Source organism: Streptomyces longispororuber (assembly GCF_024448165.1).
Classification (GTDB): Bacteria; Actinomycetota; Actinomycetes; order Streptomycetales; family Streptomycetaceae; genus Streptomyces; species Streptomyces longispororuber_A.
This window is the reverse complement of record NZ_JAMOLN010000158.1, coordinates 1-25,291: the sequence shown is the minus strand read 5'-3', so window position 1 is coordinate 25,291 and position 25,291 is coordinate 1. Positions and strand designations below refer to the sequence as shown.

Here is a 25,291-nt window from a genome sequence, read left to right as displayed (position 1 = left end):
CGCACCCGGCAGCCGCGGTCCCGCAGGCCCCGACCGGCCCGCACCCGCAGACCAGCCCGCACCCACCGGCCCCGACCGGCCCGCACCCGGCAGCCCCGGTCCCGTCGGCGCATGGGCCGATGCCGCAGGCCGCTCACGCCCAGGGGCCCGCTCAGGCTCACGCACCCGTCGGCCCGCCGCAGGCGGCCTTTGCCGGGGCGGTGCAGGGGAGTGTCGGGCCCTGGCAGCAGTACGACCCGTGGGCCGGGCCCGTGTCGTTGTCGGGGAGCGGTGGGCCCGTCGGTGACCGGCCGCGGCGCGGACGCAAGGCGCTCGTACTGGGAGCCGTGCTGATCGCGCTCGTCTCCGGCGGCGTGGGCGGTGCCATCGGCTCGTACGTCGAGCGGAACGGCGGGACGGACGTCGAACTCCCGCAGGCCGGTGTCGAGTCGAAGGGCCGCGCCCCCGACAGCGTCGCGGGCATCGCCGCCCGCGCCCTGCCGGGCGTCGTCACCATCCACACCAAGGGCTCGTCGGAGCAGGGCACCGGCACCGGATTCGTCCTCGACAAGCAGGGCCACATCCTCACCAACAACCACGTCGTCGAACCGGCGGGTTCCGACGGTGAGATATCCGTCACGTTCGCGGGCGGCGAGAGCGCCGACGCCCAGGTGGTCGGCCACGACAGCGGCTACGACCTCGCCGTCATCAAGGTCGACGGCGTCCGCGGCCTGAAGCCCCTGCCCCTCGGCAACTCCGAGAACGTCCAGGTCGGCGACCCGGTCGTGGCCATCGGCGCCCCCTTCGACCTCGCCAACACGGTGACCTCCGGCATCATCAGCGCCAAGGAGCGGCCGATCACGGCGGGCGGCGAGAAGGGCGACGGGAGCGACGTCAGCTACGTGGACGCGCTGCAGACCGACGCCCCCATAAACCCGGGCAACTCGGGCGGCCCGCTGGTCGATTCGAAGGCCCGCGTCATCGGCATCAACAGCGCCATCCGCTCCGCCGACAGCGGCTCCGAGCTGGACGGCGGCCAGGCGGGCTCGATCGGCCTCGGCTTCGCCATCCCGGTCAACCAGGCGAAGCGGGTCGCCGAGGAACTGATCAACACCGGCAAGGCCACCCACCCGGTGATCGGCGTCACGCTCGACATGGACTACTCCGGCGACGGCGCCCGCGTCGGCACGAAGGGCAACAGCGGTGGATCGGCGGTCACTCCGGGCGGCCCCGGCGACAAGGCGGGCATCGAACCCCGTGACGTGATCACCGCGGTGGACGGCGTCCGCGTCCACTCCGGCGAGGAACTGATCGTCAAGATCCGCGCCCACCGCCCCAAGGACAAACTGGAACTCACGGTCGAACGGAACGGAAAGGAACGGAAGGTGGCCCTCGTCCTCGGTGCCGCCGACGGCACCTGACCGGCCGTTCTCCGGTTCTCGTGATCCTGGACGTAGCCCAGTGGCTACCGAACGGACAGGATCGCCGGGTACCGTGGACCCGGTCCGATGCCGGACCCTGCCGAAGACCTGCTACTGAAACCGACCGCGGGCCGAGGACACGCTAGGAGTGCAAGGTGTTCAACGACATTGGCCCACTGGAGGTCGTGACGCTCGTCGTGCTGGCCGTGCTCGTCTTCGGCCCCGACAAGCTCCCGAAGCTGATCCAGGACGTCTCGCGCACCATACGCAAGATCCGCGAGTTCTCGGACAGCGCCAAGGAAGACATCCGTAGCGAACTGGGCCCGGAGTTCAAGGACTTCGAGTTCGAGGACCTGAACCCCAAGACGTTCATCCGCAAGCAGCTGGACAGTGACGAGCTGGGTCTCAAGGAGATCCGCAACGGCTTCGACCTGAAGAAGGAAATGGCCGAGGTCACCGACGCGGTGCACACCGTGGGCGAACTGGAGGAGTCCGGTTCGGCGGGTGCCGCCAGTGGATCCGGCAGCACGTCAGGCGGCCGGGTCGACATGCAGAAGCGCCCCGAGACGCCGGGGAAGACGGAGAAGCCGGACGCCGGCGACCCGCCCCCGTTCGACACCGACGCGACCTGAACCACACCCATCGAATCCGGGCCTCCTGGACCCGGTGTGGCATCCTGCCTTGTTGTTGCGCGGACCGGACGTGAGAACGCCCGAGGGGGGCGGGCCGCTCCGGTCCGTACGAGAGCGAGGAGGCGGCCGGGTACATGGAGACGACGAGTCGGGTGGGCGCGCAGGCGCCGGCCACCGAGGGGGCCGGTCAGGTTCCCACGGCCCGGCGCACGGTCGACGGCTACCTGCTGGCGCCCTTCCCGTGGTACGGCCTCGACGAGGCCTTCACGGGACCGCGTTGGCTGATGCAGGTCGGCACCACGGCGGACGGGTCCGTCGAGCACGGTTCGATCGGGCACGGTGACGAGCCCTCGGTGCGCAGTGAAGGCACCGAGGACACCGAGCGGTTCGCGGTCGTGGTGACCGTCGCCGCCAATCCGGTACGGCGCAGCGCCGACGGCACGGGTGTCCTCGACGCCACGTCCGTCTCCTCGGCGGCCTGGCTGGCCGGGGTGGGACTGCTCTCGTACACCTGGCCGGGGCAGATGGACCACACGCTGCGCGACGACTGGCTGGACCAGCAGACCGAGACGGCGTGGGTCCTCGCGGACGACCTCCGGTCGGACGACTGGGCCTCGCTGACGCTGCCCGTGGACGGGGTGCCGACACCGTTCCACTACCGGGAGTCCGAGTACGGGTGGGTGCTGGCCGGTTCCACGGAGGCCGGGGTGCACCTGGGGGCGTACGGGCGGGGCATGAGCGCGTACGGTCTTGGCTTCTCCGTCGTCAAGGACGTCGCCGAGTACGCCTGAGCGGTCCGAAGGTCCGGCTGGTCCGGCCGCCCCGCACGCAGTTCCCCGCGCCCCTGGAGGCATGCGCAGCGCATGCCTCCAGGGGCGCGGGGGCTTGTCAGAACTTGTTGCGCGGGGTGATCCCCAGCGACATCCCCGACAGGCCGCGCTGGCGGCCGCCGAGCTTGCCCGCGATGGCGCGGAGCGCGGAGCCCGCGGGGGAGTCGGGGTCGGTCAGGACGACCGGCTTGCCCTCGTCGCCGCCCTCGCGCAGGCGGACGTCGATCGGGATCGAGCCGAGGACCGGCACCGTCGCGCCCGTGGTCCGGGTGAGGCCGTCGGCGACCAGCTGGCCGCCGCCCGTGCCGAACACGTCGACCATCTCGCCGCAGTGCGGGCACGGCAGGCCCGACATGTTCTCGACGACGCCCACGATCTTCTGGTGGGTCTGGACGGCGATGGAACCGGCCCGCTCGGCGACCTCGGCGGCGGCCTGCTGCGGCGTCGTCACGACGAGGATCTCGGCGTTCGGCACCAGCTGGGCGACGGAGATGGCGATGTCACCGGTGCCCGGCGGCAGGTCGAGCAGGAGCACGTCCAGGTCGCCCCAGAACACGTCCGCGAGGAACTGCTGGAGCGCGCGGTGGAGCATCGGGCCGCGCCACACCACGGGCGCGTTGCCGGGCGTGAACATGCCGATCGAGATGACCTTCACGCCGTTCGCCGACGGCGGCATGATCATGTTCTCGACCTGGGTGGGCTTGCCGTCGGCGCCGAGCATGCGCGGCACGGAGTGGCCGTAGATGTCCGCGTCGACGACGCCGACCTTGAGGCCGTCCGCGGCCAGCGCCGCCGCCAGGTTCACGGTCACCGACGACTTGCCGACGCCGCCCTTGCCGGAGGCCACCGCGTACACGCGGGTCAGCGAGCCGGGCTTGGCGAACGGGACCTCGCGCTCGGCCGTGCCGCCGCGCAGCGCCGCCGCCAGCTCCTTGCGCTGCTCGTCGCTCATCACGTCGAGGGTGACCTGGACATCGGTCACGCCGTCGACGCGGGAGACGGCCTCGCGCACGTTGTTCTCGATCGTGGAGCGCATCGGGCAGCCGGAGACGGTCAGGTACACGGTGACCGCGACGACTCCGTCCGCACCGATGTCCACCGATTTGACCATCCCCAACTCGGTGATGGGTCGCTGGATCTCGGGGTCGTTCACTGTCGCGAGCGCCTCGCGCACCGCGTCTTCCGTAGCCATACCACCGATAGTACGGCGCGGTAACCGGGGCACGGAAAGCCCCGTCAGCGGTCGTCTACGTCACGTCCGCGTTCGCCGTCCGCGGGGAATGCGCCCCCCTGGGAGACGGACCGCTGCTGCTCCTCCAGCTCCTTGAGGAGGTCCTGCAGCTCGGAGCGGATCCAGTCGCGGGTGGCGACCTCGCCGAGGCCGATCCGGAGCGCCGCGACCTCGCGGCTCAGATACTCGGTGTCGGCGATCGACCGCTCGTTCTGCTTGCGGTCCTGTTCGAGATTGACGCGGTCGCGGTCGTCCTGCCGGTTCTGGGCGAGGAGGATCAGCGGAGCGGCGTACGACGCCTGCAGCGACAGCATCAGGGTCAGGAAGATGAACGGGTAGTTGTCGAAGCGCAGGTCCGCGGGGGCCGTCACGTTCCAGATCACCCACGCGATGATGATCACCGTCATCCAGACGATGAACCGCCCGGTCCCCAGGAAGCGGGCGATGCGCTCGGAGAGCCGGCCGAAGGCCTCGGGGTCGTATTCCGGCAGGAGCTTGCGGCGCGGCGGGCGCGGCTGGTCGAGCCGGATGCGCGGCCTGCGGGTCTCCTGTGTGCGGTCACGCTCGTCAGTCGCCATGGTCCACCTCCCCGGACAGATGGAACTCCTGCTCGCGCCAGTCGTCGGGCAGCATGTGGTCGAGCACGTCGTCCACCGTCACGGCGCCGAGCAGCGACCCGCTCTCGTCGACGACGGGCGCGGCCACCATGTCGTACGTCGCGAAGAACCCGGCGATCTCCGGCAGCGCCGCGTCCGGGGCGAGGGCCTGGAGGTCCTCGTCGAGGATCGAGCTGACCATCGTGTACGGGGGGTCGCGCAGCAGCCGCTGGAAGTGGATGGTGCCGAGGTACTTGCCGGTCGGCGTCTCGTCCGGCGGGCGGCACACGTACACCTGCGCGGCGAGCGCGGGCGACAGGTCCGGGTTGCGGACCCGGGCGAGGGCGTCGGCGACGGTCGCGTCCGGTCGCAGCACGATCGGCTCGGTCGTCATCAGACCGCCCGCCGTCCGGTCCTCGTACGCCATCAGGCGCCGCACGTCGGCCGCCTCGCTGGGCTCCATCAGGGTGAGCAGCCGCTCCTTGTCGGCCTCGGGCAGCTCGCCCAGGAGGTCGGCGGCGTCGTCCGGGTCCATCTCCTCCAGGACGTCGGCGGCGCGCTCCTCCTTCAGCTTGCCGAGGATCTCGATCTGGTCGTCCTCGGGGAGCTCCTCCAGGACGTCGGCGAGCCGCTCGTTGGTGAGGGCGGCGGCGACCTCGGCGCGGCGCTTGGGAGAGAGGTGGTGCAGCACGTTGGCGAGGTCGGCGGGGCGCAGCTGCTCGAAGGTGGCGAGCAGGCTCTCGGCGCCCTGCCCGTGCTCCTCCAGGGAGAACCCGTCGACGGCCGACCAGTCGACGGTGAGCGTCTCGCCCCTGCTGCGCCGGAACGCGCCGCCCTTCCCCTTCCGTACGAAGACCCGGTCGATCTCCCAGTCGCGGCGGGCGGGCAGCTGCTGGATCGCCACGTCCAGGACGGTGACCTCCTCGCCCGTCTCCACCAGCCGGACCCGCCGGTCCAGCATCTCGCCCAGCACGAGCCGCTCGGTGGGCCGCTGCTCGAAGCGCCGCACGTTGAGCACGCCGGTGGTGATGATCTGGCCGGACTCGATGCCGGTGACGCGGGTCATGGGCAGGAAGATGCGGCGCCGGGTGGACAGTTCGACGACGAGCCCGAGCAGCCGGGGCGGCCGTCTGCTCACCCGCAGCATCGCCACCAGGTCGCGCACGCGCCCCACCTGGTCGCCGTTCGGGTCGAAGACGGGGACGCCGGCGAGGTGCGAGACGAAGATCCGGGGGGCGACTGCCGCCATGTCTCCTCGCACCTCCTTCTCGTCCATATCCATCCGGATATACGAACAATCCGTGGTTCAGGCTAGCCGGTACCGATGCAACACGCCTTTGCGCTGCGGCCACCCGGACCCCCACGAGTAACCGCAGATCGCAGGGGTACGCTGCCGTCTGCCCGCACTGACGAGAGGTAGTCCCGCCCGTGACCGCACTTCCCCCGGCCCGCCGCATCCGCAGGACCCTCCTGGTCGGTGTGATCAGTACGGGACTCGCGGCCGGGCTCGCGGCGTGCGGCGGCGACGACGACCCGGACGCCGGCACGAACGGCGTCGGCAAGCTGGCCCCCGGCAAGATCCAGAGCCGTACGGTCAAGGCGGCACAGGGCGCCGACGCGGTGCACGTCTCCGGCACGGTGGTCAGCAGCGGCAGGACCTACAAGCTCGACATGCGCCTCAACGCGGACGGCGGCTCGGGATCGGTGACGACGGGCGGCAGCACGTTCCGGCTGCTGCGGGTCGGGGAGCACCTGTACCTCAAGGCGGGCACCGACTTCTGGACCCACTCGGACGGCGACAAGAGCGGGCACGACGAGGGCGCGGCGGCCGAGAAGCTCGACGGCAAGTACGTGAAGGTGCCGACCGGCGACCCGGCGTACAAGCGGCTCAGCACCTTCACCGACAAGGAGGTGCTGCTCGACGGGCTGCTCACGTTGCACGGCACCGTGGAGAAGGGCGACCGCGGCACCTCCGGCGGCGTCCGCACGATCGAGCTGACCGGCGACAAGGGCGCGGGCGGGACGCTCGACGTCTCCCTGGAGGGCACCGCCTACCCCATGCGCCTGGAGCGCGCGGGCGGCGCGGGAACCCTTCAACTGGCCGACTGGGGCCGGGACTTCACGCTCCGGGAGCCGGAGTCCGGGGACACGGTGGACTACGGCCAGGCGCTGCCGTCGTCCTGACCGGGCCGCCCGGCGCTCAGCGCTTCTTGCGCCGGGCCAGCAGCCGGGGCAGTCCGGCCGGGACCGGGTTCCGGGTCGTCGCGGGCGACGCGGCCGGCGGGGCGGCCTGCGACCCCTCGGGGGCCGGCACCGTCTCCCCGCCCACCGGTTCGAGCCGCAGCACCCGGCACTCCCGGCTCCACCGCTCGGTCATCGTCTCCGCGTCCGGGGCGTTCAGCCGCTTGCCCTTGAGCTCGCCGACGGCCGCCTCCCACGCCTCCGTACCGGGGGACAGCTCCACGACCTTCGCCTGCCAGCCGACGAGCCGCCCGCCCTTGTCCTTGCTGCGCACGGTGACGGTGGCCGCGCCGCCGTCGACCAGCTCGGGCAGCGGCTGCTCGCCGGGCCCGTCGCCGACCACGTGCGCCGCGCCCTCGTGCCACAGGTGCCACAGCGCGCGCTCCGTGCCCGAGGCGCCACGGACCCAGATCAGCCCGGACTTCTTCGTGGCCTCCTCGACGAGGGCGGCGTCGAGCAGTTCAGCAGTCGTCATGCGGCAAGCGTAGCGGCGGCCTTCACAGCCACCCGTTCCGCTTCAGGGTCCGGTGGATCCCGAAGCAGACGGCACCGATGACGGCGAGCACCATCGGGTAGCCGAACCGCCAGTGCAGCTCGGGCATGTACGTGAAGTTCATCCCGTACACCCCGCACACCATCGTCGGTACGGCGATGATGGCGGCCCACGAGGTGATCTTGCGCATGTCCTCGTTCTGGGCGACGGACGCCTGCGCGAGGTTGGCCTGGAGGATCGAGTTGAGCAGTTCGTCGAAGCCGATGACCTGCTCCTGGACGCGCTCCAGGTGGTCGGCGACGTCGCGGAAGTACTTCTGGATGTCGGGGTCGATCAGCCGCATCGGCCGCTCGCTCAGCAGCTGGAGGGGACGCCGCAGCGGCGCCACCGCGCGCTTGAACTCCAGTACCTCGCGCTTGAGTTGGTAGATGCGGCCGGCGTCGGAGCCGCGCGGGGCGCCCTTGCCGGTCTGCGAGAAGACCTCGGTCTCGACCTCGTCGATGTCGTCCTGCATGGCGTCGGCCACGGCCAGGTAGCCGTCGACGACGTGGTCGGCGATGGCGTGCAGCACGGCGCTCGGCCCCTTGGCGAGCAGCGCCGGGTCGTCCTGGAGGCGGTGCCGGAGCGCGCGCAGGGAGCCCTGGCCGCCGTGCCGGACGGTGATGAAGAAGTCCCGGCCGGTGAAGCACATGACCTCACCCGTCTCGACGACCTCGCTCGTCGCGGTGAGCTCGGCGTGCTCGACGTAGTGGATGGTCTTGAAGACGGTGAAGAGCGTGTCGTCGTAGCGCTCCAGCTTGGGCCGCTGGTGCGCGTGCACCGCGTCCTCCACGGCCAGTGGGTGCAGCCCGAACTCCCGGGCGATACCGGAGAATTCGGCCTCGGTCGGCTCGTGCAGGCCGATCCAGGCGAAGCCGCCGTCGCGGCGCACCCGCCGGCGGGCCTCGAGCGGCGTCAGGCACTCGGGGGAGTCGACACGGGCCCCGTCGCGGTAGACGGCGCAGTCGACGACCGCGGAGGCGGCCGACGGGTCACGGGTCGTGTCGTACGTGCTGCGGGCCTCGTTGCCGTACGGGGCCACGCTCTTGCGCAGCGAGGGGCGGACGGCGGCACGCAGGTCGCGAATCATCGACATGGGCAGGCTCCTTCGCGGGCGGGAGCCGCCGGCAACGGATCGGAACTGCCCGGAATGAGGACGTCCTGGCGAGCGGGACATGCTGCACGTCCACAAAGCGGGGAGCACCGCACCGGCGCCGGGGCGGCTTCGCTTACTGATTCAGATCGGTGAGATCAGAAAGATCAGGCGGAAACGAAGTGCTCTTCCGGCACGCGCGGGCAGCCCGGGAACCGCTGTCTGCGAAATGAGGTACGGGCCTATCGGCCGGAAGAACGGGTGGTACTGCACGGTCGACTTCGATCCATGACAGCCCCACCTCCTCCAGCCGGTCCCCCGTGAGGGACGTCTCATCCCCCGTCAGGGGACGTCTGTGGGCCGGGAACCGAGAGCACGCTCTGCGTACCGTCCCGACCAGCGGCCAAGACTATCAGCCGACTGAAGAAGCAAGCCCCTTCTTTACCCGTTGCATGCGAGTTCTATGCTCGCGGGATGGCAGAAGTTCTTGCGTTGGTGGAAGCCCGGCTGCGCACGGCCCTGGGCGAGCCGGACGCGCGCGCGGCGGTCACGTTCCTGGGCACCGACCGGATCGAGGTGCTGCGCTTCACGGACGGTGACCTCGTGCGATACGCGACCCTCGGCATGTCCGCGTCGCCGATGTCCGACCCGACCGCGGCGCTCGCCGATCCGGTGAAGGGCCCGCGCGCCGAGCTCGTCCTGACGGTTCGCGCCGGTCTCGCGGACACCGACAAGGCGCTCCGTCCGCTCGCCGTGCTCGCCGCGTCCCCGCAGGTGGAAGGCGTCGTCGTGGCGCCCGGCGCCTCGCTGGACGTGGGGGAGCCGCTGTGGCCGGGCGCTCCGTTCACCTCGGTGCTGGTGGCCGAGCCGGGGGGTCTGGTGGAGGACCTCGACCTGGACGAGCCGCTGGATCCCGTACGGTTCCTGCCCCTCCTCCCCATGACGCAGAACGAGGCGGCGTGGAAGCGGGTGCACGGTGCGCCGGCGCTCCAGGAGAAGTGGCTGAACGGCGGAACGGACCTGCGCGATCCGCTGCGCAGGTCCGTCCCTCTCGACTGAGCCCTGAGTCCTAGTTCGCGAAGACGGAGACCCCGTCCTCGCTCGCGTGGACCGGCTCCAGCTCCTCGGCCTCGTGGGTGAGCGCGTTCCTGCGCACCCACACGACGACCGCGCCGAGCGCCGCGGTGACCGCGGCGACCACGAACGGGACGTGGATGTCGGTCCACTCCTCGATCTTCGGGGCGAAGTACGGGGCGGCGGCCGCGGCGAACCAGCGGACGAAGTTGTACCCGGCGCTGGCCACCGGCCGCGGCGCGTCCGAGACGCCGAGCGCCAGCTCGGTGTAGACGGTGTTGTTCACGCCGATGAAGGCGCCGGACAGGATCGTGCAGACGATGGCCGCGGTGTGGCTGCCGTACCCAAGGACGAGCACGTCCACGGCGAGCAGCACCAGCGAGCCGCCGAGCACCTTGAGCGAGCCGAACCTGGCCTGCATGCGCGGCGCGACGATCACCGAGAACAGCGCGAGCAGCACGCCCCAGGCGAAGAAGACGGCGCCCGACTTGTACGGGGTCATGTTCAGCACGAACGGCGTGAAGGCCAGGATCGTGAAGAACGTGTAGTTGTAGAAGAACGCCGAGACGGCCGCCGAGGCCAGGCCGCCGTGCCCCAGCGCCTTGATGGGGTCGAGGATCGACGTCTTGCGCGCGGGCTTCGGCTGCTCCTTCAGGAACGCCGTGATGCAGAGGAACCCGACGGCCATGAGCGCGGCGGTGCCGAAGAACGGGTAGCGCCAGCTCGCGTTGCCGAGGAGCGCGCCGAGCAGCGGTCCGCAGGCCATGCCGAGGCCGAGCGCGGACTCGTAGAGCAGGATGGCCGCGGCCGAGCCGCCGGCCGCGGCGCCGACGATGACGGCGAGCGCGGTCGAGACGAACAGCGCGTTGCCCAGGCCCCAGCCCGCGCGGAAGCCGACGAGTTCGCCGACGGAGCCGGAGGTGCCGGCCAGCGCGGCGAAGACCACGACGAGCGCGAGCCCGACCAGCAGGGTCTTCTTGCCGCCGATCCGGCTGGAGACGAAGCCGGTGACCAGCATCGCGATCGCGGTGATCAGGAAGTACGAGGTGAAGAGCAGGGAGACCTGGCTCGGCGTCGCCTGCAGACCCTGCGCGATCGACGGCAGGATCGGGTCGACGAGTCCGATGCCCATGAAGGCGACGACGGATGCCCCGGCGGTGGCCCAGACCGCCTTCGGCTGACGCAGGATGCTGCCCGCACCTGCGTCGAACGTGTCCCCTTCGGCGGGACCCCCTGTACTGCTGTGGCTCATGCCTGCCGCTCCTTCGTCGAGTCCTTCGTCGAGATCGTTGACGTATGCACATAATAAGTTAGAGCGGCTAATTAATGCAAGCTACATCTATCTTTCCGGGCCGGAGAGGGCGCGACGGCACGCTCCGGACGGGTGATCGTCCTTGACGCGGCGCGGGACGGGGAGGACCGTGGGGCGGTATGAGGGGCGAACCCAGTTGCCCGAAGTGTGGTGGCCGGGTCAGGGCTCCCGGACTCTTTGCCGACTCCTGGCAGTGCGACGTGCACGGCACCGTGCATCCGCTGCAGCCCGTGATCCCGCCCAGCGTCGAGGCCCTCAGCGTCGTGGTGCATCGTGCGCAGGTACCGGTGTGGATGCCGTGGCCACTGCCGGTCGGCTGGCTGTTCACGGGCGTGGCGAACGCGGGGGACGACCGGCACGGCGGGCGGGCCACCGCCGTCGCCTGCTCGGGCCCGGGACCGCTCGGCGGCATCGGTGAGCTGGTGCTCGTCGCCGAGGAGCTCGGCGTCGGACTCGGCGCGCGCTACGCGGGCATCGACGGACCCGACCCCGGCCCCTCCCTGGACGTCACCAAACCGCCCCAGGCCAAGGTCCTCGCGGCCGGCCGGCCCACCCCGATGTGGCACGTCACCGGAACCCCCGACGACCGCGCGGTCTTCGCGGGCGAGGCGCGCGGGCTGTGGCTGTGGGCGATCGTCTGGCCGGAGCAGTCGGGCATGCTGATGTACGACGAGCTGGTCCTCACCGACCTGCGGGACGCGGGCGCCGAGGTGGACCTGTTGCCGTGTGGGGCGCTGTCGCCGCGGATCCTTCAGTAGGGCGGCCGGGCGGTAGTAGGGCGGCCGGGCGGTAAGGGGCGGGGGGCTGGTTCGCCGGTGACGGAGGCGGGTGAAAACCCCGTTATCCTTGAGCGACCCGTTCCGTATCCGCCCGTCCGAGCCTGGAGTCAGCAGCCGTGCGCATCGATCTGCACACCCACTCCACCGCTTCCGACGGCACGGACAGCCCGGCCGAGCTCGTGCGGAACGCCGCGGCCGCCGGTCTCGACGTCGTGGCCCTCACCGACCACGACACCACGCGCGGCCACGCCGAGGCGATCGCCGCGCTCCGTGAGCTGTCGACGGGGCTCACCCTCGTCACCGGCGCCGAGCTCTCCTGCCGCATCGACGGCGTGAGCATGCACATGCTGGCGTACCTCTTCGACCCCGCGGAGCCGGAGCTGCTCGCCGAGCGCGAGCTGGTCCGCGACGACCGGGTGCCGCGCGCCAAGGCCATGATCGCGAAGCTGAACGGGCTCGGGGTCCCGGTCACCTGGGAGCAGGTCGCCCGGATCGCCGGCGACGGCTCGGTGGGCCGCCCGCACATCGCCACCGCGCTCGTCGAGCTCGGCGTCGTGCCCACCGTCTCCGACGCCTTCACGGCCGACTGGCTCGCCGACGGCGCCCGCGCCCACGTCGGCAAGCACGAGACGGACCCCTTCGAGGCGATCCGCCTGGTCAAGGCCGCCGGCGGCGTCACCGTCTTCGCGCACCCCGGCGCCGCCAAGCGCGGCCACACCGTCCCCGAGTCGTCGATCGCCGAGCTCGCCGCCGCGGGCCTCGACGGCATCGAGATCGACCACATGGACCACGACGCGGCCACCCGCGACCGGCTGCGCGGCCTCGCCGCCGACGTCGGCCTGCTGACCACCGGCTCCTCGGACTACCACGGCAGCCGTAAGACCTGCGTGCTCGGCGAGTACACCACCGACCCCGAGGTCTACGGCGAGATCACGCGCCGCGCCACGGGCGCCTTCCCGGTGCCGGGCGCCGGCGGACACCGCGCCTGACGCACCACTGCCGCGTCCGCAGGTCCACCACCTGCTTCTCCCCGTTCTCCCCAGGTCTTCTCCAGCTCCGCCCACCCTCTTCTGCAAGGCATGCCCCACCGTGTTCGACGTCGCCGTCTTCGGATCCCTTTTTCTCACGCTTTTTGTGATCATGGATCCCCCCGGAATCACCCCGATCTTCCTCGCCCTCACCGCGGGCCGCCCCGCCAAGGTCCAGAAGCGCATGGCCTTCCAGGCCGTCTGCGTCGCCTTCGGCGTCATCGCGGTCTTCGGTGTCCTGGGCCACCAGATCCTCAACTACCTGCACGTCTCCGTGCCCGCCCTGATGATCGCGGGCGGTCTGCTGCTCCTGCTGATCGCGCTCGACCTGCTCACCGGCAAGACCGACGAGCCGAAGCAGACCAAGGACGTCAACGTCGCCCTCGTCCCCCTCGGCATGCCGCTGCTCGCCGGCCCGGGCGCGATCGTCTCGGTGATCCTCGCGGTCCAGAAGGCGGACTCCGTCGGGACCCAGATCTCGGTCTGGACGGCGATCATCGCCATCCATGTCGTGCTGTGGATCGTGATGCGCTACTCGCTCGTCATCATCCGCGTCATCAAGGACGGCGGCGTCGTCCTGGTGACCCGGCTCGCGGGCATGATGCTGTCGGCGATCGCCGTGCAGCAGATCATCAACGGCGTGACCCAGGTGATCCAGAGCTCCTGACCGGCGCCCGGCCCCGCCCGGGCACACGCGAAGCCCCCGTACGCACGCTGCGTACGGGGGCTTCGAAGTGTGTAGTCGCTACGCCGTTACGAGGCGGTGGACTCGGCCGGGCGGATGTAGAGGCGCTGCCCGATGGCGGCGGCCTGCTGAACGATCCGGTTGACGGAGGCGGCGTCCACGACGGTGCTGTCCACGGCGGTGCCGTCGACGTCGTCGAGTCGCATGATTTCGAAGCGCAAGGGCTTCTCCCTTCGTCTGGTGATCCTCCTGAAGGAGAACTACTGGTGCGGGGACAAACAGTCTGGCCCCGCCTTACGGCCAGGCGGTTGCCTGCCCGTTAAGAGTGGATTGCGTGGCTAGGGAGCCCCGCGTTCTGTATGGGTACAACGGGTTGCCCCGTGCAAACATTCCCTACGCTAAAGAAATTTTTCGAGAAACTAATTACTCGCGAGTATCGGGGTTGCGCGAGTGCGGAGCGTGACGTCGTCAGGCCGTCGGGTGCAGGTCCCAGAAGGCGGCCAGCGCGGCCGCGGTCTCCAGCGGCCGGTCGGTGTTGGGGGAGTGCTCGGCCCCGGCGATCACCGACCGCCCGGCCCCCAGACGGGCCGCCATCGCGTCCAGGAGCGGCAGCGGCCAGGTGTCGTCCCGCTCGCCGGAGACCACGTGCACGGGCGGCGCGACCGCGGCGAGCTCCGCCACCCGGTCCGGCTCGTCGCACAACTGCCGCCCCGTGGCGATGAGTTGCGCCGGACTGTTCAGCATCCAGCGGCGGCGCAGCTCCGCCCCGTCGCCGCGTACGTCAGCGGCGTCCTCGGGGGCGTCCAGCGCCTGGATGGCCTCCCAGACCTGCGCCATGTCCAGCGCCGTCAGGGCGTCCCTGAGCAGCTTCAGGCGCTGCTGCTGGGGTTCCGTGACGGCGGCGGGGCCCGACGCCATCAAGGTCAGCGAGGCGAACGGCGCCGGGTCGGCGATGACCGCGGCCCGCGCGACCAGCCCGCCCAGCGAGTGCCCCAGCAGATGCACCCGGCCCACCCCCAGCGCCGCGACCTGCGCGAGCACGTCCCGCGCCAGCTCGGCCTGCGCGTAGGGCGCCTCGTCGTGCGCCGGGCCCGCGCTCTCGTACTGCCCCCGCCCGTCGACGGCGACCGTCCGGTACCCGGCGGCGCTCAGCGGACCGTGCAGCGCGATGAAGTCCTCCTTGCTCCCGGTGAATCCCGGCAGCAGCAGCACGGTGCCCCGCACCGGACCGTCCGCCGGCTCTCCGGTGATCGCGGCGAAGTCGCCCCGGGCGGTGCGCAGTCGGTGGGCGCGGGTGCCGGGCGGCGGGGTGAAGGTGGGCGGCCTGCTCATGGGCCGAGCCTACGTTCCGTGCCCGGTCCGCATACATGACGACGGCCCCGGTCCCGCTGCGGAACAGCGGGACCGGGGCCGTCGTGGTACGGGCGCGGGCTCAGGCCTCGGGGGCCTCGGCCACGGCCTTCTTGCGCGTGCGACGCGGCTTGGCCTCGGCGGCGGGCGCCTCCTCCGGAGCGGCGGCGACGGCCTTCTTGCGGGTCCGGCGCGGCTTGGTCTCGACGACCTCCGCCTCGACGGCCGGCTCGGCGACGGCCTTCTTGCGCGTGCGGGCCGGCTTGGCCTCGACGGCTTCGGCGGTGTCGACGGCGACTTCGGCCTTCTTGCGCGTGCGGCGCGGCTTGACCGGGGCCTCGGCCTCGGCGACGACGACCTCCGCCTCGACGGCGGGCTTGGCGACGGCCTTCTTGCGCGTGCGGGCCGGCTTGGCCTCGACGGCTTCGGCGGTGTCGACGGCGGCCTCGGCCTTCTTGCGCGTGCGGCGCGGCTTGGCCTCGGCCTCGACCGGGGCCTCGACGGCCGGCTCCGCGACCGTCTTCTTGCGCGTGCGGGCCGGCTTGGCCTCGACGGCTTCGGCGGTGTCGACGGCGACTTCGGCCTTCTTGCGCGTGCGACGCGGCTTGGCCGGGGCCTCGACCTCGACCGGGGCCTCGATGACGGCAGCGGCCTCGACCGGCTCCGCGACGGCCTTCTTGCGCGTGCGGCGCGGCTTCGTCTCGACGACCGGCTCCACGGCCTCCACCGTCTCGACGACGGCCTCGGCCTTCTTGCGCGTACGGCGACGGGGCTTGGCCGGAACCTCCGCCGCGGCCTCCGCGACGACCTCGGTCACCGGCGCGACGGTCTCGACCGTCTCGACGACGGCCTCGGCGGCCGGAGCGTTGGCGCCACCGCGCGTGCGGCGACGACGGCGCGGCGTGCGCGGCTCGGAGGCGTCCTCCGCGACCGGGGTGACCGGAGCGGCGGGCGTGGCCGGAGCGGCGACGGTCTCCGCGGCCTGCGCGGCGACCGGCTCGCCGTTGCGGGTGCGGCGGCGACGACGCGGCGTACGGGCCGAACGCTCGCGCTCGCGGTCGCGGTCACGATCACGGTCCCGGTCCTGCGAGGGACGGCCACCACGACCGCCGCGCGACGACGCGCCACGGCCACCGGTCTCGCCCAGGTCCTCGATCTCCTCGGCGGCGAGCCCGGCGCGCGTGCGCTCCGAACGCGGCAGCACACCCTTGGTGCCGGCCGGGATGCTCAGCTCCTCGTAGAGGTGCGGGGACGACGAGTACGTCTCGACCGGGTCGTTGAAGTTGAGCTCGAGCGCCTTGTTGATCAGCTGCCAGCGCGGGATGTCGTCCCAGTCGACCAGCGTGATCGCCGTACCCGTCTTGCCCGCGCGGCCGGTGCGGCCGATGCGGTGGAGGTACGTCTTCTCGTCCTCGGGCGACTGGTAGTTGATGACGTGCGTGACACCGTCGACGTCGATGCCGCGCGCGGCGACGTCGGTGCAGACGAGCACGTCCACCTTGCCGTTGCGGAACGCGCGCAGCGCCTGCTCGCGCGCGCCCTGGCCGAGGTCGCCGTGGACGGCGCCGGAGGCGAAGCCGCGCTTCTGCAGCTGCTCCGCGATGTCGGCCGCGGTGCGCTTCGTACGGCAGAAGATCATCGCGAGCCCGCGGCCGTCGGCCTGCAGGATGCGCGAGACCATCTCGGGCTTGTCCATGTTGTGCGCGCGGTACACGTGCTGCGAGATGTTGCGCACGGTCGCGCCCTCGTCGTCCGGCGAGGTGGCGCGGATGTGCGTGGGCTGCGACATGTACCGACGGGCCAGACCGATGACGGCACCCGGCATGGTCGCCGAGAACAGCATCGTCTGACGCTTCGCCGGAAGCATGTTGATGATCTTCTCGACGTCCGGCAGGAAGCCGAGGTCGAGCATCTCGTCGGCCTCGTCCAGGACGAGCGCCTTCACGTGCGAGAGGTCGAGCTTGCGCTGACCGGCGAGGTCGAGGAGCCGCCCGGGCGTACCGACGATGACGTCGACGCCCTTCTTGAGGGCCTCGACCTGCGGCTCGTACGCACGACCGCCATATATGGCGAGGACGCGCACATTGCGCACCTTGCCGGCGGTGAGCAGGTCGTTGGTCACCTGCGTGCACAGCTCGCGCGTCGGGACGACGACGAGCGCCTGCGGGGCGTCGGTCAGCTGCTCGGGCTTGGCCCGGCCCGCCTCGACGTCCGCGGGGACGGTCACGCGCTCCAGGAGCGGCAGACCGAAACCGAGGGTCTTGCCCGTGCCGGTCTTGGCCTGGCCGATGACGTCCGTGCCGGTCAGCGCGACAGGGAGGGTCATCTCCTGGATCGGGAAGGGGGTGACGATGCCTACGGCCTCGAGGGCCTCGGCGGTCTCGGGAAGGATTCCGAGCTGACGAAAGGTGGAAGTCTGCGTAGTCAGGGTGTTGCCTCTTCTGTGAGGTGCGGTGCGAGGCGAACGCGGGGGTCTTGACCGTGCCAGTGCCGTGCCTTTGGTACGCCGGTCTCGATCCGCTGATGCGGGGGGACCGGGTGGCGCGGGACCACTGCCGACGCTCGAGCGCTCGTGCCGCTGAGGGCCCCTCCTCGATCCGTACGTCTTGTGACGTACGACCCGGAGGGCTGTCGGGTCGGAGCCGATCGGGCCACCGACCGGGCATCCTCATTCGTGCGGCCCGTCGCAAGTACGCGCAAGAACCATGGCATGGGCTTGCACTCGGCGGGCTCTTTACCACCATACCCCGGAAACGCGCATGTGCGATGGCCGAATTGGTCACGTAGCCGTCGTCACACTCGTTGACCAGGGACTTCCGTCAGGCGGTGAGCGGGCTATTGTGCGCTTCATGGAGACGCCTGACAACGCCACGCCGACCGCCGAAGCAACCACCGGGCCGACCGGGATCGCTGCCCAGGACTGGGCCACCGCGTCCGCGGACGAGCACTACCGCGCCGCCGTCGTCGACCTGCTCGGCGCCCTCGCGTACGGGGAGCTGGCGGCGTTCGAGCGGCTCGCGGAGGACGCGAAGCTGGCGCCGACGCTGGCCGACAAGGCGGAGCTGGCGAAGATGGCGTCCGCCGAGTTCCACCACTTCGAGCAGCTGCGCGACCGGCTCTCCGCGATCGGCGCGGAGCCGACCGAGGCGATGGACCCGTTCGTCGAGGCGCTCGACGGCTTCCACAAGCAGACCGCTCCGTCGGACTGGCTGGAGGGCCTGGTCAAGGCGTACGTCGGCGACTCGATCGCCAGTGACTTCTACCGCGAGGTCGCGGCCCGGCTGGATTCGGACACCCGGTCGCTCGTCCTCGCCGTGCTCGACGACACGGGGCACGCCTCGTTCGCCGTCGAGAAGGTGCGGGCCGCCATCGAGGCGGAGCCGCGGGTGGGCGGACGGCTCGCGCTGTGGGCGCGACGGCTGATGGGCGAGGCCCTCTCGCAGTCGCAGCGCGTGGTCGCGGACCGCGACGCGCTCTCCACGATGCTGGTCGGCGGCGTCGCCGACGGCTTCGACCTGGCCGAGGTCGGCCGGATGTTCTCCCGGATCACCGAGGCGCACACCAAGCGGATGGCGGCGCTGGGGCTGGCCGCCTAGGCGTACGGAGTCAGCTGCTGCCGCGCTCTGCCACGGGTGGGGCGCAGCAGCAGGGACAGCAGGGCCACCGCCATCACGACCGAGCCGCCGAGCGTGGCGAGGACGTGGCCCGGGCCCAGCGCGCTGTGCGTGACGAACGCCCCGAACAGGCCGCCCGCGACACCGGTGGGCAGCACCAGCGTCCGCGACGGCAGCCGGTGCGGCAGCCGGTGGCCCGCGGCCAGGGCGAGGGCCAGGCCGAGCAGTGCGGAGCCGAGAGCTTCGAGCAGCATGGTGTGGGTCCCTCCCGCGCGGCCAGTGGGTGCAAATCGGTCGTAGCGGGTCTACCCCTGGCACCCGGAACGCAACCCTCCCCGTGTGCATTCGCTGTGCGTGCTCTGTGGAGGTGGCGCGGGTACGGGGAGGCACGGGGAGGCACGAGGAAGTACGAGGAGGGCCCCGACGGCGATGTGCCGTCGGGGCCCTCCTCGTACTTCTTCAGACTTCTCGTGTTTCTTCGGACTTCGAGTCCTACAGCGGGCCGAAGCCCACCTTCCGTACCGCCGGCTCGCCCAGCTCGACATACGCGATGCGCTCGGCCGGGACCAGGACCTTGCGGCCCTTCTCGTCCGTCAGAGAGAGCAGCTGCGACTTTCCGGACAGCGCCGCGGACACCGCGCTCTCGACATCCTCGGCGGACTGGTCGCTCTCCAGAACGATCTCGCGGGGCGTGTGCAGCACGCCGATCTTGACCTCCACGGCCTTGTCCCTCCGACGATCCGTGATGTGCGCGGACTACCGCGCCGTACCCAGCAAAGATTAGCCCGGTGAGGCGAGGCTCCCGGCGCCCCGGCTGCACGCCAAGAGCGAACAGCCGACGGGAACAGACCGGGGTCGTCGTGTCAGTGGTGGTCGGCGCCGTGCAGCGGGAAGCCCGCGATGCCGCGCCACGCGAGGGACGTGAGGAGCTGGACCGCCTTGTCGCGGGGCACCGGGCTCGCGCTGGACAGCCAGTAGCGCGCGACGACCTGTGAGACGCCGCCGAGGCCCGTCGCCAGCAGCATCGACTCGTCCTTGGACAGGCCGGTGTCCTCGGCGATCACGTCCGAGATGGCCTCGGCGCACTGCAGGCTGACGCGGTCGACGCGCTCGCGCACCGCCGGCTCGTTCGTCAGGTCCGACTCGAAGACCAGTCGGAAGGCGCCGCCCTCGTCCTGGACGTACGCGAAGTAGGCGTCCATGGTCGCCTGCACGCGCTGCTTGTTGTCCGTCGTGGAGGCGAGCGCCGTGCGCACCGACTGCAGCAGGGACTCGCAGTGCTGGTCGAGGAGTGCCAGGTAGAGCTCCAGCTTGCCCGGGAAGTGCTGGTAGAGCACCGGCTTGCTGACCCCGGCACGCTCGGCGATGTCATCCATCGCGGCCGCGTGGTACCCCTGCGCGACAAACACTTCCTGGGCCGCGCCCAGCAGCTGATTGCGTCGGGCACGGCGCGGCAGGCGCGTGCCCTTCGGGCGCGCTGCCTCCGTCTGCTCGATGGCTGTCACGCCGCCTCCCAAAATCGTCCGTGTGCGGTGTGCGCCGCGACGTCATCGTACTTTTGGGTAACCCTGATGTGCGCGGTGCGAGCGCAGAATTTCACGGACCGGGCGCCTGCGAAAGCCGCATACGGCAGGGCCGAGGCCACAAAGCGGCGCATACCGTCGCGCCTCGTCGCTGCCGCCGCTCTCGCCGGCGGGGTCGGTGCGGTCGGCGCCGTCAGCGGTAGTCGTCCTCGTCGAGGGCGACGACGCGGGCCTGCTCGGCCCGGTCCGCCTCGTTCGCGCCATCCGGGTCGGCCGCCTCGGCCGGTACGTCGTCCTGGTCGGGGGTGAGTTCCGTGAACTGCTCGGCTGCGTCGGCCTCGGGGGCCTCCACATCGATCTCCTCGCTGCCGCGGTCCGTGAAGGTCTCGGGATCGCTCGGGTCGACCGTCATCAATGGCTCCCTTCCTCACCTGTCTGTGAGCGGGCGGGTGCCCTGATATCGAGCGTAGGAGACACCCGATCGAGGCGCTATGCGATCTCCCCGCCCGCGGACGCCAGAGCTTTGGGGAGAGGTTGGCGCGATCTGTGACTGCGAACACACGATTCACTGCGTGATCGTCTCGTAACATATGCCGCATGTCTTCGACCGAGTCGCCGCGCGTGCCTTCAGCCCTCGCCGCCGCGGCACCCAAGCCGGGCGCCGTCCGGGTCGTCGAGGGGGAGCACCTGAGATCGGTCGGTCTGCCCGGACTCACGCTGACGGTCCGGTCGCGGCCGGGGACCCGGGAAGGACTGCCGCCCGCGCTGTACGTGCACGGGCTCGGCGGCTCCTCGCAGAACTGGTCGGCGCTGATGCCGCTGCTCGAGGACGTGGTCGACGGTGAGGCCGTCGACCTGCCGGGCTTCGGCGACTCACCGCCGCCGGACGACGGCGACTATTCGGTGACCGGGCACGCCCGCGCCGTCATCCGCCACCTCGACGCGCAGGGCCGCGGCCCCGTCCACCTCTTCGGGAACTCGCTGGGCGGCGCCGTCACCACCCGGGTCGCCGCCGTCCGCCCCGACCTCGTCCGGACGCTGACCCTGGTGTCGCCCGCGCTGCCGGAGATCCGCGTGCAGCGCACCGCGCTGCCGACCGGGCTCCTCGCGGTGCCCGGGGTCGCCGGGCTCTTCACGCGCCTGACGAAGGAGTGGACGCCGGAGCAGCGGGTGCGCGGCGTCATGGCCCTCTGCTACGGGGATCCCGGCCGGGTCACGCCCGAGGGGTTCCGCGCCGCGGTGGAGGAGATGGAGCGGCGCCTCGCGCTCCCCTATTTCTGGGACGCGATGGCCCGCTCCGCGCGCGGCGTCGTGAACGCGTACACGCTCGGCGGCCAGCACGGCCTGTGGCGGCAGGCCGAGCGGGTCCTCGCACCGACGCTGCTCGTCTACGGAGGACGTGACCTGCTGGTCTCGTACCGGATGGCGGCGCGCGCGGCGCGCGCCTTCCGGGACTCGCGCCTCCTCACGCTCCCGGACGCCGGGCACGTCGCGATGATGGAGTACCCGGAGACGGTCGCCACGGCCTTCAGGGAACTCGTCGCCGACACCGGTGCGTTGGACGAGAAGCCGAGTGAGAAGCTGGGTGGGAGGCCGGCCGGGACGCCGAGAGAGGCGCCGGACGACCCGAACGACTTGGTGAAGGGGACGGCGCCGCACGAGGCGTCGGACGCAGAGCGTGGACGCACCGCCGAGGCCGCGGGCGATGCGGATGGCGCGGACCGTACGACATTGGGGAGCTGAAGCGGCCTGTGGGACGGCATAGCCGCCGAGGACCGGCAGACAACGGCGACACCGCCGACATACCCGTAGCGCCCGTGGTCCAGGGCCCGTCGCACCAGGGTCCCGGACCAGGACGCAGACGCAGGGTGCCCGCCGAGGCACCCGCCTCCGTGGGCCCGGCCGCTTCCGGCGCGGTCCGCGGGGGGCATCCCGAGCAGCGTGAGCCGGGCGGCGGCTGGGGCGCTCCCGCTTCGGGCGCCCCCGGTGCGTCCACTGTTTCCGGTCCCGGTGCGGGGCACGGCTTCAGGCCACCCGCCGGGCCGCCGCTGGTGCCGCGTCCGAGACCGCGGCAGGAGTACGTCGACGCGTTCGAGACCCCCGACGAGCGGGTCGGCGGGCGTCCGGGCGGGTCCGGCGACCCGTACGCCTCCGTGACCGACTGGGACGCCGACGCCCCGGCCGGCCATGCGGACGATCCGGACGGTTCCGGCGGCGCGGGCCCGGACGCGGACGGGCGGCAGGGCAAGCGGGGCAAGGGACTCACCTTCACCGGCGTCGCCGCCGCGGCCGTCACCACCGTGCTCGCCGTCGTCGTCGCCGGTCAGGTCACCGACCGGGACGGGGGATCGTCCGGCGACGTGACGTCGCGGGCCGCGGACGGCGCGCGGGCCCACGACGACTCCGCGTCGCGCTCCGACGACCGGGCCACCCCGTCGAAGACGGCGCAGGCCGCGCCCGCCACGTACGGGCAGAAGATGGCCAAGAAGTACCCGCTCGCGGCGGACCTGCAGGGTTCCGGACGGTTCGAGGTGATCCCCGGGACCGACAAGGCGCCGGGCCACGGGCACAAGTGGCGCTACCGCGTCGACGTGGAGAAGGGGCTCGGGCTCGACGGCGAGCTGTTCGCGCAGGCCGTGCAGAAGACCCTGAACGACGACCGGAGCTGGGCGCACGACGGCGCGAGCACCTTCGAGCGCGTCTCGACGGCCGAGCCGGACTTCGTGATCACGCTGGCCAGCCCCGGCACGACCGCCAAGTGGTGCGCGAAGTCGGGACTCGACACGACCGAGGACAACGTGTCGTGCGACTCGGCCGCCACCGAGCGCGTGATGATCAACGCCTACCGCTGGGCGCAGGGCTCGAAGACGTACGACGACGTCCTCAGGGGCCATGCCATCCACCCGTACCGGCAGATGCTCATCAATCACGAGGTCGGCCACCGGCTCGGCTACAACCACGTGTCCTGTTCCCAGAACGGCGCCCTCGCGCCCGTCATGCAGCAGCAGACCAAGTTCCTGTCCATGAACGGGATCACGTGCAAACCGAACCCCTGGGTGTATCCCAAGGGTTGACGCTCCGTAGCGTTCTGTAGCCGAACGATCTCTTAGCGCGACAGAACGTCACGCGCGCGGGAAAGTTACGACCGTTCACCCCTTTTGGTGGCGCGATGGACAACCGTCCATCGCGCCACCGGCATGTCCGCATACGTTCGTCCCGCTGCGAGCCGCCGGGCCAACGGCGGCTCCCCATAAGGGAGATCGGGGGTGTACTCGTGCGCATCGGACTGCTGACCGAGGGTGGCTATCCGTACGTGAGCGGTGAGGCCAGACTCTGGTGCGACCGGCTTGTGCGCGGGCTCGAGCAGCACGAGTTCGACATCTACGCGCTCAGCCGCAGTCAGCGGCAGGAGGACGCGGGATGGCTCGAACTGCCCCCGCAGGTCAGCCGTGTGCGGACCGCGCCCCTCTGGGCGGGCGCAGCGGGGGACGAGGGTGGGGCGCACGGCGGCGGCCTTGGCCGACGGGGCCGCCGCCGGTTCGCCTCGCTGTACCGGGAGTTGGTCGCGGCCGTCGTCTGCGGCGCGGGGGCCGGTACGGGTGCGGCCGGCGCGGGTGCCGGATCCGGCGGCGGGGCCGAGACTGGGGCCGGGGACGAGGCGGACCGTTTCGCCAACGCCCTGTACGGGCTCGCCGAGCTCGCCCGCGACGAAGGCCCGCTGGGTACGGCGCTGCGTTCCGAGGCCGCCGTGCGCATTCTGGAGCGCGCCTGTCGTGCGCCCGGCGCCCTGCGCGCCGCCCGCGACGCCCGGGTCTCGGACCTGCTCGCCTTCGCCGGGTACGTGGAGCGCGCCCTGCGGCCGCTCTCCCTCGACTGGTACGAGGACGCCTCCGCAGGCCCCGACGGGGGCGGCCTCGGGTCGGTCGACCTGTGCCACGCCACCTCGGGCGGGCCCGCGGCCCTGCCCGGTCTGGTCGCCAAGCGGTTCTTCGGCGTCCCGCTGCTCGTCACCGAGTACGGGGTGCAGCTCAGGGCCCGTTACATCGCTGCAGGGGACGCCGAGTTGAGCGCGCCCGTGCGTGCGCTCCTCGCCGCCTTCCATGGCCGCCTCGCCGCCGAGGTCTACCGGCAGGCCGCCGTCATCACCCCCGGCAACGCCCACGCCAGGCGCTGGCAGGAACGGTGCGGCGCCGACCGCGCCAAGCTGCGCACCGTCCACCCCGGCATGGAGGCCTCGCGGTTCGCCGAGATCGGTGAACGCGAGGAGCCCGGGGAGCCGGACACGCTGGTCTGGGTCGGCCGCGTCGATCCGTCCAAGGACCTCATCTCCCTGCTGCACGCGTTCGCCGAGATCCGCAAGGAGGAGCCGAAGGCGCGCCTGCGGATCGTGGGCGCGCTGGGGAGTGCGAGGGGAGAGCGGCCGGGCGATCACGAGGCCGAGACCTATCTCGGACACTGCAAGGCCCTCGCCGCGCAGCTCTTCCCCGACGAGGCCGAGGGCATGCACGCCATCGGCGAGAACCCCGTCTCCTTCGAGGAGCTCGGCGGCCCCGAGGCACCCGACCTCGCCAACGCCTACGGCGCGGGCAGCGTCGTCGTCCTGTCCAGCGTCGTCGAGGGCTTCCCGATCAGCCTGGTGGAAGCCATGTTCTGCGGGCGCGCCACCGTCTCGACCGACGTGGGCGCCGTCGTCGAGGTCATCGGCGGCACCGGACTCGTGGTGCCCCCGCGCAATCCGCGGGCGCTCGCCGAGGCGTGCGTGGCGCTGCTGCGCGACCCCGAGCGCCGTGAACGGCTCGGTGCGGCCGCCCGTGCGCGCGCCCTGGAGCTGTTCACCGTCGAACAGAACGTCGCGGCATTTCGCGGCATTTACCTGGAGATCGTCTCGCACTGCCCGGTGCGCAGGGAGGCCGTGGACGACGCGGGCGAGCCCCTGCCGTTCGCCCACCCGCCGGAGGCACACGTGCCGGGCCGGTGGACGGCCTCGGCCACGACCGGACCCGGCGGCTCCTGGCTCGCCGGGCGCTCCACGGGGGCGGGCGCGCCGAGCTGGGCCGCCGACTGGGCGTCGGATCCGACGGATGCGGCGGACACGGCGGACCGGGCGGACGTGGTGGGCCTGGCCGGTGAGGCCTCCGACGGAGGACCCGGGGGCGGCGGGGCACGGGAGCAACTGGCCGGAGTGACACAGGGCTGTGGGGAGGGTGACGCATGAGCGGGCGTGACGGATTCGGCGGTGGCGACCGGGACGCGGCGGACCTGCCCCGGGTGCCGGTGAGCGCCGGGGCCTGGGGGGCCGGGTCGGAAGCGGCACTGGAGATCGCCCTCGCCGGTGAACCGGTCGACTTCGACGAGGAGTTGCTGCGGGAAC

At 71.7% G+C, this 25,291-nt stretch carries 25 protein-coding genes; 12 read left to right on the top strand and 13 right to left on the bottom strand.

The window, feature by feature from the left end; all coding sequences use genetic code 11:
- From M4J07_RS34135 to M4J07_RS34125, 3 genes are all read left to right on the top strand, one after another.
- Positions 1 to 1,400 (top strand): S1C family serine protease (locus M4J07_RS34135; protein WP_255978339.1); only part of this gene is annotated, 1,400 nt, incomplete at its 5' end.
- Positions 1,401 to 1,555: 155 nt separating this feature from the next.
- Positions 1,556 to 2,032 carry a sec-independent translocase gene (locus M4J07_RS34130; RefSeq protein WP_255978337.1) on the top strand — a complete coding sequence of 159 codons (477 nt, stop codon included), beginning with the start codon at positions 1,556 to 1,558 and terminating at the stop codon, positions 2,030 to 2,032.
- 134 nt (positions 2,033 to 2,166) lie between these two features.
- The gene (locus tag M4J07_RS34125) at positions 2,167 to 2,823 is read left to right on the top strand and encodes a hypothetical protein (protein WP_255978335.1); all 657 of its coding nucleotides are present in this window, start codon (positions 2,167 to 2,169) and stop codon (positions 2,821 to 2,823) included.
- Positions 2,824 to 2,920: 97 nt separating this feature from the next.
- Here the strand turns inward: M4J07_RS34125 and M4J07_RS34120 are convergent, their stop codons facing one another.
- From M4J07_RS34120 to M4J07_RS34110, 3 genes are read right to left on the bottom strand one after another with little or no spacing between them, the layout of a single operon-like run.
- The gene (locus M4J07_RS34120; protein WP_255978333.1) at positions 2,921 to 4,054 is read right to left on the bottom strand and encodes an Mrp/NBP35 family ATP-binding protein; all 1,134 of its coding nucleotides are present in this window, start codon (positions 4,052 to 4,054) and stop codon (positions 2,921 to 2,923) included.
- A 44-nt stretch (positions 4,055 to 4,098) separates the two neighbouring features.
- Positions 4,099 to 4,671 (bottom strand): DUF1003 domain-containing protein, encoded by a 573-nt coding sequence (locus M4J07_RS34115; protein ID WP_255978331.1) that lies wholly within the window; start codon positions 4,669 to 4,671, stop codon positions 4,099 to 4,101.
- The gene (locus M4J07_RS34110; RefSeq protein WP_255978329.1) at positions 4,661 to 5,938 is read right to left on the bottom strand and encodes a magnesium transporter MgtE N-terminal domain-containing protein; all 1,278 of its coding nucleotides are present in this window, start codon (positions 5,936 to 5,938) and stop codon (positions 4,661 to 4,663) included. Before M4J07_RS34110 ends, M4J07_RS34115 begins: the two co-directional genes overlap by 11 nt.
- Before the next feature lie 179 nt (positions 5,939 to 6,117).
- On the opposite strand from M4J07_RS34110, the gene M4J07_RS34105 reads away from it, so the two are divergent.
- Positions 6,118 to 6,873 carry a hypothetical protein gene (locus tag M4J07_RS34105; RefSeq protein WP_255978327.1) on the top strand — a complete coding sequence of 252 codons (756 nt, stop codon included), beginning with the start codon at positions 6,118 to 6,120 and terminating at the stop codon, positions 6,871 to 6,873.
- 16 nt (positions 6,874 to 6,889) lie between these two features.
- Here M4J07_RS34105 and M4J07_RS34100 read toward each other — a convergent pair whose 3' ends face one another.
- The gene (locus M4J07_RS34100) at positions 6,890 to 7,405 is read right to left on the bottom strand and encodes a hypothetical protein (protein WP_255978325.1); all 516 of its coding nucleotides are present in this window, start codon (positions 7,403 to 7,405) and stop codon (positions 6,890 to 6,892) included.
- A 22-nt stretch (positions 7,406 to 7,427) separates the two neighbouring features.
- Positions 7,428 to 8,558: a magnesium and cobalt transport protein CorA gene (locus M4J07_RS34095; protein WP_255978323.1), complete on the bottom strand. Its 1,131-nt coding sequence runs from the start codon at positions 8,556 to 8,558 to the stop codon at positions 7,428 to 7,430.
- 471 nt (positions 8,559 to 9,029) lie between these two features.
- On the opposite strand from M4J07_RS34095, the gene M4J07_RS34090 reads away from it, so the two are divergent.
- A complete protein-coding gene (locus M4J07_RS34090) occupies positions 9,030 to 9,614 on the top strand; it encodes a suppressor of fused domain protein (RefSeq protein WP_255978321.1) in 585 nt (194 codons plus the stop codon).
- A 10-nt stretch (positions 9,615 to 9,624) separates the two neighbouring features.
- Here the strand turns inward: M4J07_RS34090 and M4J07_RS34085 are convergent, their stop codons facing one another.
- On the bottom strand, positions 9,625 to 10,881 hold the full coding sequence (locus M4J07_RS34085; RefSeq protein ID WP_255978318.1) for an MFS transporter: 1,257 nt from the start codon (positions 10,879 to 10,881) through the stop codon (positions 9,625 to 9,627).
- A gap of 179 nt (positions 10,882 to 11,060) precedes the next feature.
- Between M4J07_RS34085 and M4J07_RS34080 the strand changes: the two genes are divergently transcribed.
- From M4J07_RS34080 to M4J07_RS34070, 3 genes are all read left to right on the top strand, one after another.
- Positions 11,061 to 11,699 (top strand): DUF6758 family protein, encoded by a 639-nt coding sequence (locus M4J07_RS34080; RefSeq protein ID WP_255978316.1) that lies wholly within the window; start codon positions 11,061 to 11,063, stop codon positions 11,697 to 11,699.
- Between the two features lie 137 nt (positions 11,700 to 11,836).
- Positions 11,837 to 12,709, top strand: a complete 873-nt coding sequence (locus M4J07_RS34075) for a PHP domain-containing protein (RefSeq protein ID WP_255978314.1) — start codon at positions 11,837 to 11,839, stop codon at positions 12,707 to 12,709.
- Between the two features lie 100 nt (positions 12,710 to 12,809).
- A complete protein-coding gene (locus M4J07_RS34070; protein ID WP_255978311.1) occupies positions 12,810 to 13,415 on the top strand; it encodes a MarC family protein in 606 nt (201 codons plus the stop codon).
- Positions 13,416 to 13,501: 86 nt separating this feature from the next.
- Here the strand turns inward: M4J07_RS34070 and M4J07_RS34065 are convergent, their stop codons facing one another.
- The 3 genes from M4J07_RS34065 to M4J07_RS34055 all read right to left on the bottom strand — a co-directional run bounded on the left by M4J07_RS34065 (position 13,502) and on the right by M4J07_RS34055 (position 17,109).
- Positions 13,502 to 13,654: a hypothetical protein gene (locus M4J07_RS34065; protein WP_255978309.1), complete on the bottom strand. Its 153-nt coding sequence runs from the start codon at positions 13,652 to 13,654 to the stop codon at positions 13,502 to 13,504.
- Positions 13,655 to 13,901: 247 nt separating this feature from the next.
- Positions 13,902 to 14,765, bottom strand: coding sequence for an alpha/beta fold hydrolase (locus M4J07_RS34060; protein WP_255978307.1), 864 nt, complete (start codon positions 14,763 to 14,765; stop codon positions 13,902 to 13,904).
- Positions 14,766 to 14,865: 100 nt separating this feature from the next.
- Positions 14,866 to 17,109 (bottom strand): DEAD/DEAH box helicase, encoded by a 2,244-nt coding sequence (locus tag M4J07_RS34055; protein ID WP_255978305.1) that lies wholly within the window; start codon positions 17,107 to 17,109, stop codon positions 14,866 to 14,868.
- Between the two features lie 523 nt (positions 17,110 to 17,632).
- Between M4J07_RS34055 and M4J07_RS34050 the strand changes: the two genes are divergently transcribed.
- Complete coding sequence (locus tag M4J07_RS34050; RefSeq protein ID WP_255978303.1) at positions 17,633 to 18,379, top strand: ferritin-like fold-containing protein; 747 nt, start codon at positions 17,633 to 17,635, stop codon at positions 18,377 to 18,379.
- On the opposite strand, the gene M4J07_RS34045 is transcribed toward M4J07_RS34050, so the two are convergent.
- The 4 genes from M4J07_RS34045 to M4J07_RS34030 form a co-directional block, all read right to left on the bottom strand.
- Positions 18,376 to 18,651 carry a hypothetical protein gene (locus tag M4J07_RS34045; RefSeq protein ID WP_255978300.1) on the bottom strand — a complete coding sequence of 92 codons (276 nt, stop codon included), beginning with the start codon at positions 18,649 to 18,651 and terminating at the stop codon, positions 18,376 to 18,378. The genes M4J07_RS34050 and M4J07_RS34045 overlap by 4 nt on opposite strands.
- Positions 18,652 to 18,889: 238 nt before the next feature.
- Positions 18,890 to 19,117: a DUF3107 domain-containing protein gene (locus M4J07_RS34040; RefSeq protein WP_255978298.1), complete on the bottom strand. Its 228-nt coding sequence runs from the start codon at positions 19,115 to 19,117 to the stop codon at positions 18,890 to 18,892.
- A 143-nt stretch (positions 19,118 to 19,260) separates the two neighbouring features.
- A complete protein-coding gene (locus M4J07_RS34035; protein WP_255978296.1) occupies positions 19,261 to 19,902 on the bottom strand; it encodes a TetR/AcrR family transcriptional regulator in 642 nt (213 codons plus the stop codon).
- Between the two features lie 211 nt (positions 19,903 to 20,113).
- Positions 20,114 to 20,332, bottom strand: a complete 219-nt coding sequence (locus tag M4J07_RS34030; RefSeq protein ID WP_255978294.1) for a hypothetical protein — start codon at positions 20,330 to 20,332, stop codon at positions 20,114 to 20,116.
- A 185-nt stretch (positions 20,333 to 20,517) separates the two neighbouring features.
- Between M4J07_RS34030 and M4J07_RS34025 the strand changes: the two genes are divergently transcribed.
- From M4J07_RS34025 to M4J07_RS34015, 3 genes are all read left to right on the top strand, one after another.
- Positions 20,518 to 21,663: an alpha/beta fold hydrolase gene (locus tag M4J07_RS34025; RefSeq protein ID WP_255978292.1), complete on the top strand. Its 1,146-nt coding sequence runs from the start codon at positions 20,518 to 20,520 to the stop codon at positions 21,661 to 21,663.
- Positions 21,664 to 21,671: 8 nt separating this feature from the next.
- Positions 21,672 to 22,994, top strand: a complete 1,323-nt coding sequence (locus M4J07_RS34020) for a DUF3152 domain-containing protein (protein WP_255978290.1) — start codon at positions 21,672 to 21,674, stop codon at positions 22,992 to 22,994.
- Positions 22,995 to 23,194: 200 nt separating this feature from the next.
- On the top strand, positions 23,195 to 25,135 hold the full coding sequence (locus tag M4J07_RS34015) for a DUF3492 domain-containing protein (protein WP_255978288.1): 1,941 nt from the start codon (positions 23,195 to 23,197) through the stop codon (positions 25,133 to 25,135).
- The last annotated feature ends 156 nt before the right edge of the window (positions 25,136 to 25,291 follow it).

Excerpts from the sequence above, each read along its gene's own strand:
- M4J07_RS34125 (WP_255978335.1), top strand. The coding sequence starts at position 2,167 with ATGGAGACGACGAGTCGGGTGGGCGCGCAGGCGCCGGCCACCGAGGGG.
- M4J07_RS34120 (WP_255978333.1), bottom strand. The coding sequence starts at position 4,054 with ATGGCTACGGAAGACGCGGTGCGCGAGGCGCTCGCGACAGTGAACGAC.
- M4J07_RS34115 (WP_255978331.1), bottom strand. The coding sequence starts at position 4,671 with ATGGCGACTGACGAGCGTGACCGCACACAGGAGACCCGCAGGCCGCGC.
- M4J07_RS34110 (WP_255978329.1), bottom strand. The coding sequence starts at position 5,938 with ATGGCGGCAGTCGCCCCCCGGATCTTCGTCTCGCACCTCGCCGGCGTC.
- M4J07_RS34100 (WP_255978325.1), bottom strand. The coding sequence starts at position 7,405 with ATGACGACTGCTGAACTGCTCGACGCCGCCCTCGTCGAGGAGGCCACG.
- M4J07_RS34095 (WP_255978323.1), bottom strand. The coding sequence starts at position 8,558 with ATGTCGATGATTCGCGACCTGCGTGCCGCCGTCCGCCCCTCGCTGCGC.
- M4J07_RS34090 (WP_255978321.1), top strand. The coding sequence starts at position 9,030 with ATGGCAGAAGTTCTTGCGTTGGTGGAAGCCCGGCTGCGCACGGCCCTG.
- M4J07_RS34085 (WP_255978318.1), bottom strand. The coding sequence starts at position 10,881 with ATGAGCCACAGCAGTACAGGGGGTCCCGCCGAAGGGGACACGTTCGAC.
- M4J07_RS34080 (WP_255978316.1), top strand. The coding sequence starts at position 11,061 with ATGAGGGGCGAACCCAGTTGCCCGAAGTGTGGTGGCCGGGTCAGGGCT.
- M4J07_RS34060 (WP_255978307.1), bottom strand. The coding sequence starts at position 14,765 with ATGAGCAGGCCGCCCACCTTCACCCCGCCGCCCGGCACCCGCGCCCAC.
- M4J07_RS34055 (WP_255978305.1), bottom strand. The coding sequence starts at position 17,109 with ATGACCCTCCCTGTCGCGCTGACCGGCACGGACGTCATCGGCCAGGCC.
- M4J07_RS34050 (WP_255978303.1), top strand. The coding sequence starts at position 17,633 with ATGGAGACGCCTGACAACGCCACGCCGACCGCCGAAGCAACCACCGGG.
- M4J07_RS34045 (WP_255978300.1), bottom strand. The coding sequence starts at position 18,651 with ATGCTGCTCGAAGCTCTCGGCTCCGCACTGCTCGGCCTGGCCCTCGCC.
- M4J07_RS34030 (WP_255978294.1), bottom strand. The coding sequence starts at position 20,332 with ATGACGGTCGACCCGAGCGATCCCGAGACCTTCACGGACCGCGGCAGC.
- M4J07_RS34025 (WP_255978292.1), top strand. The coding sequence starts at position 20,518 with ATGTCTTCGACCGAGTCGCCGCGCGTGCCTTCAGCCCTCGCCGCCGCG.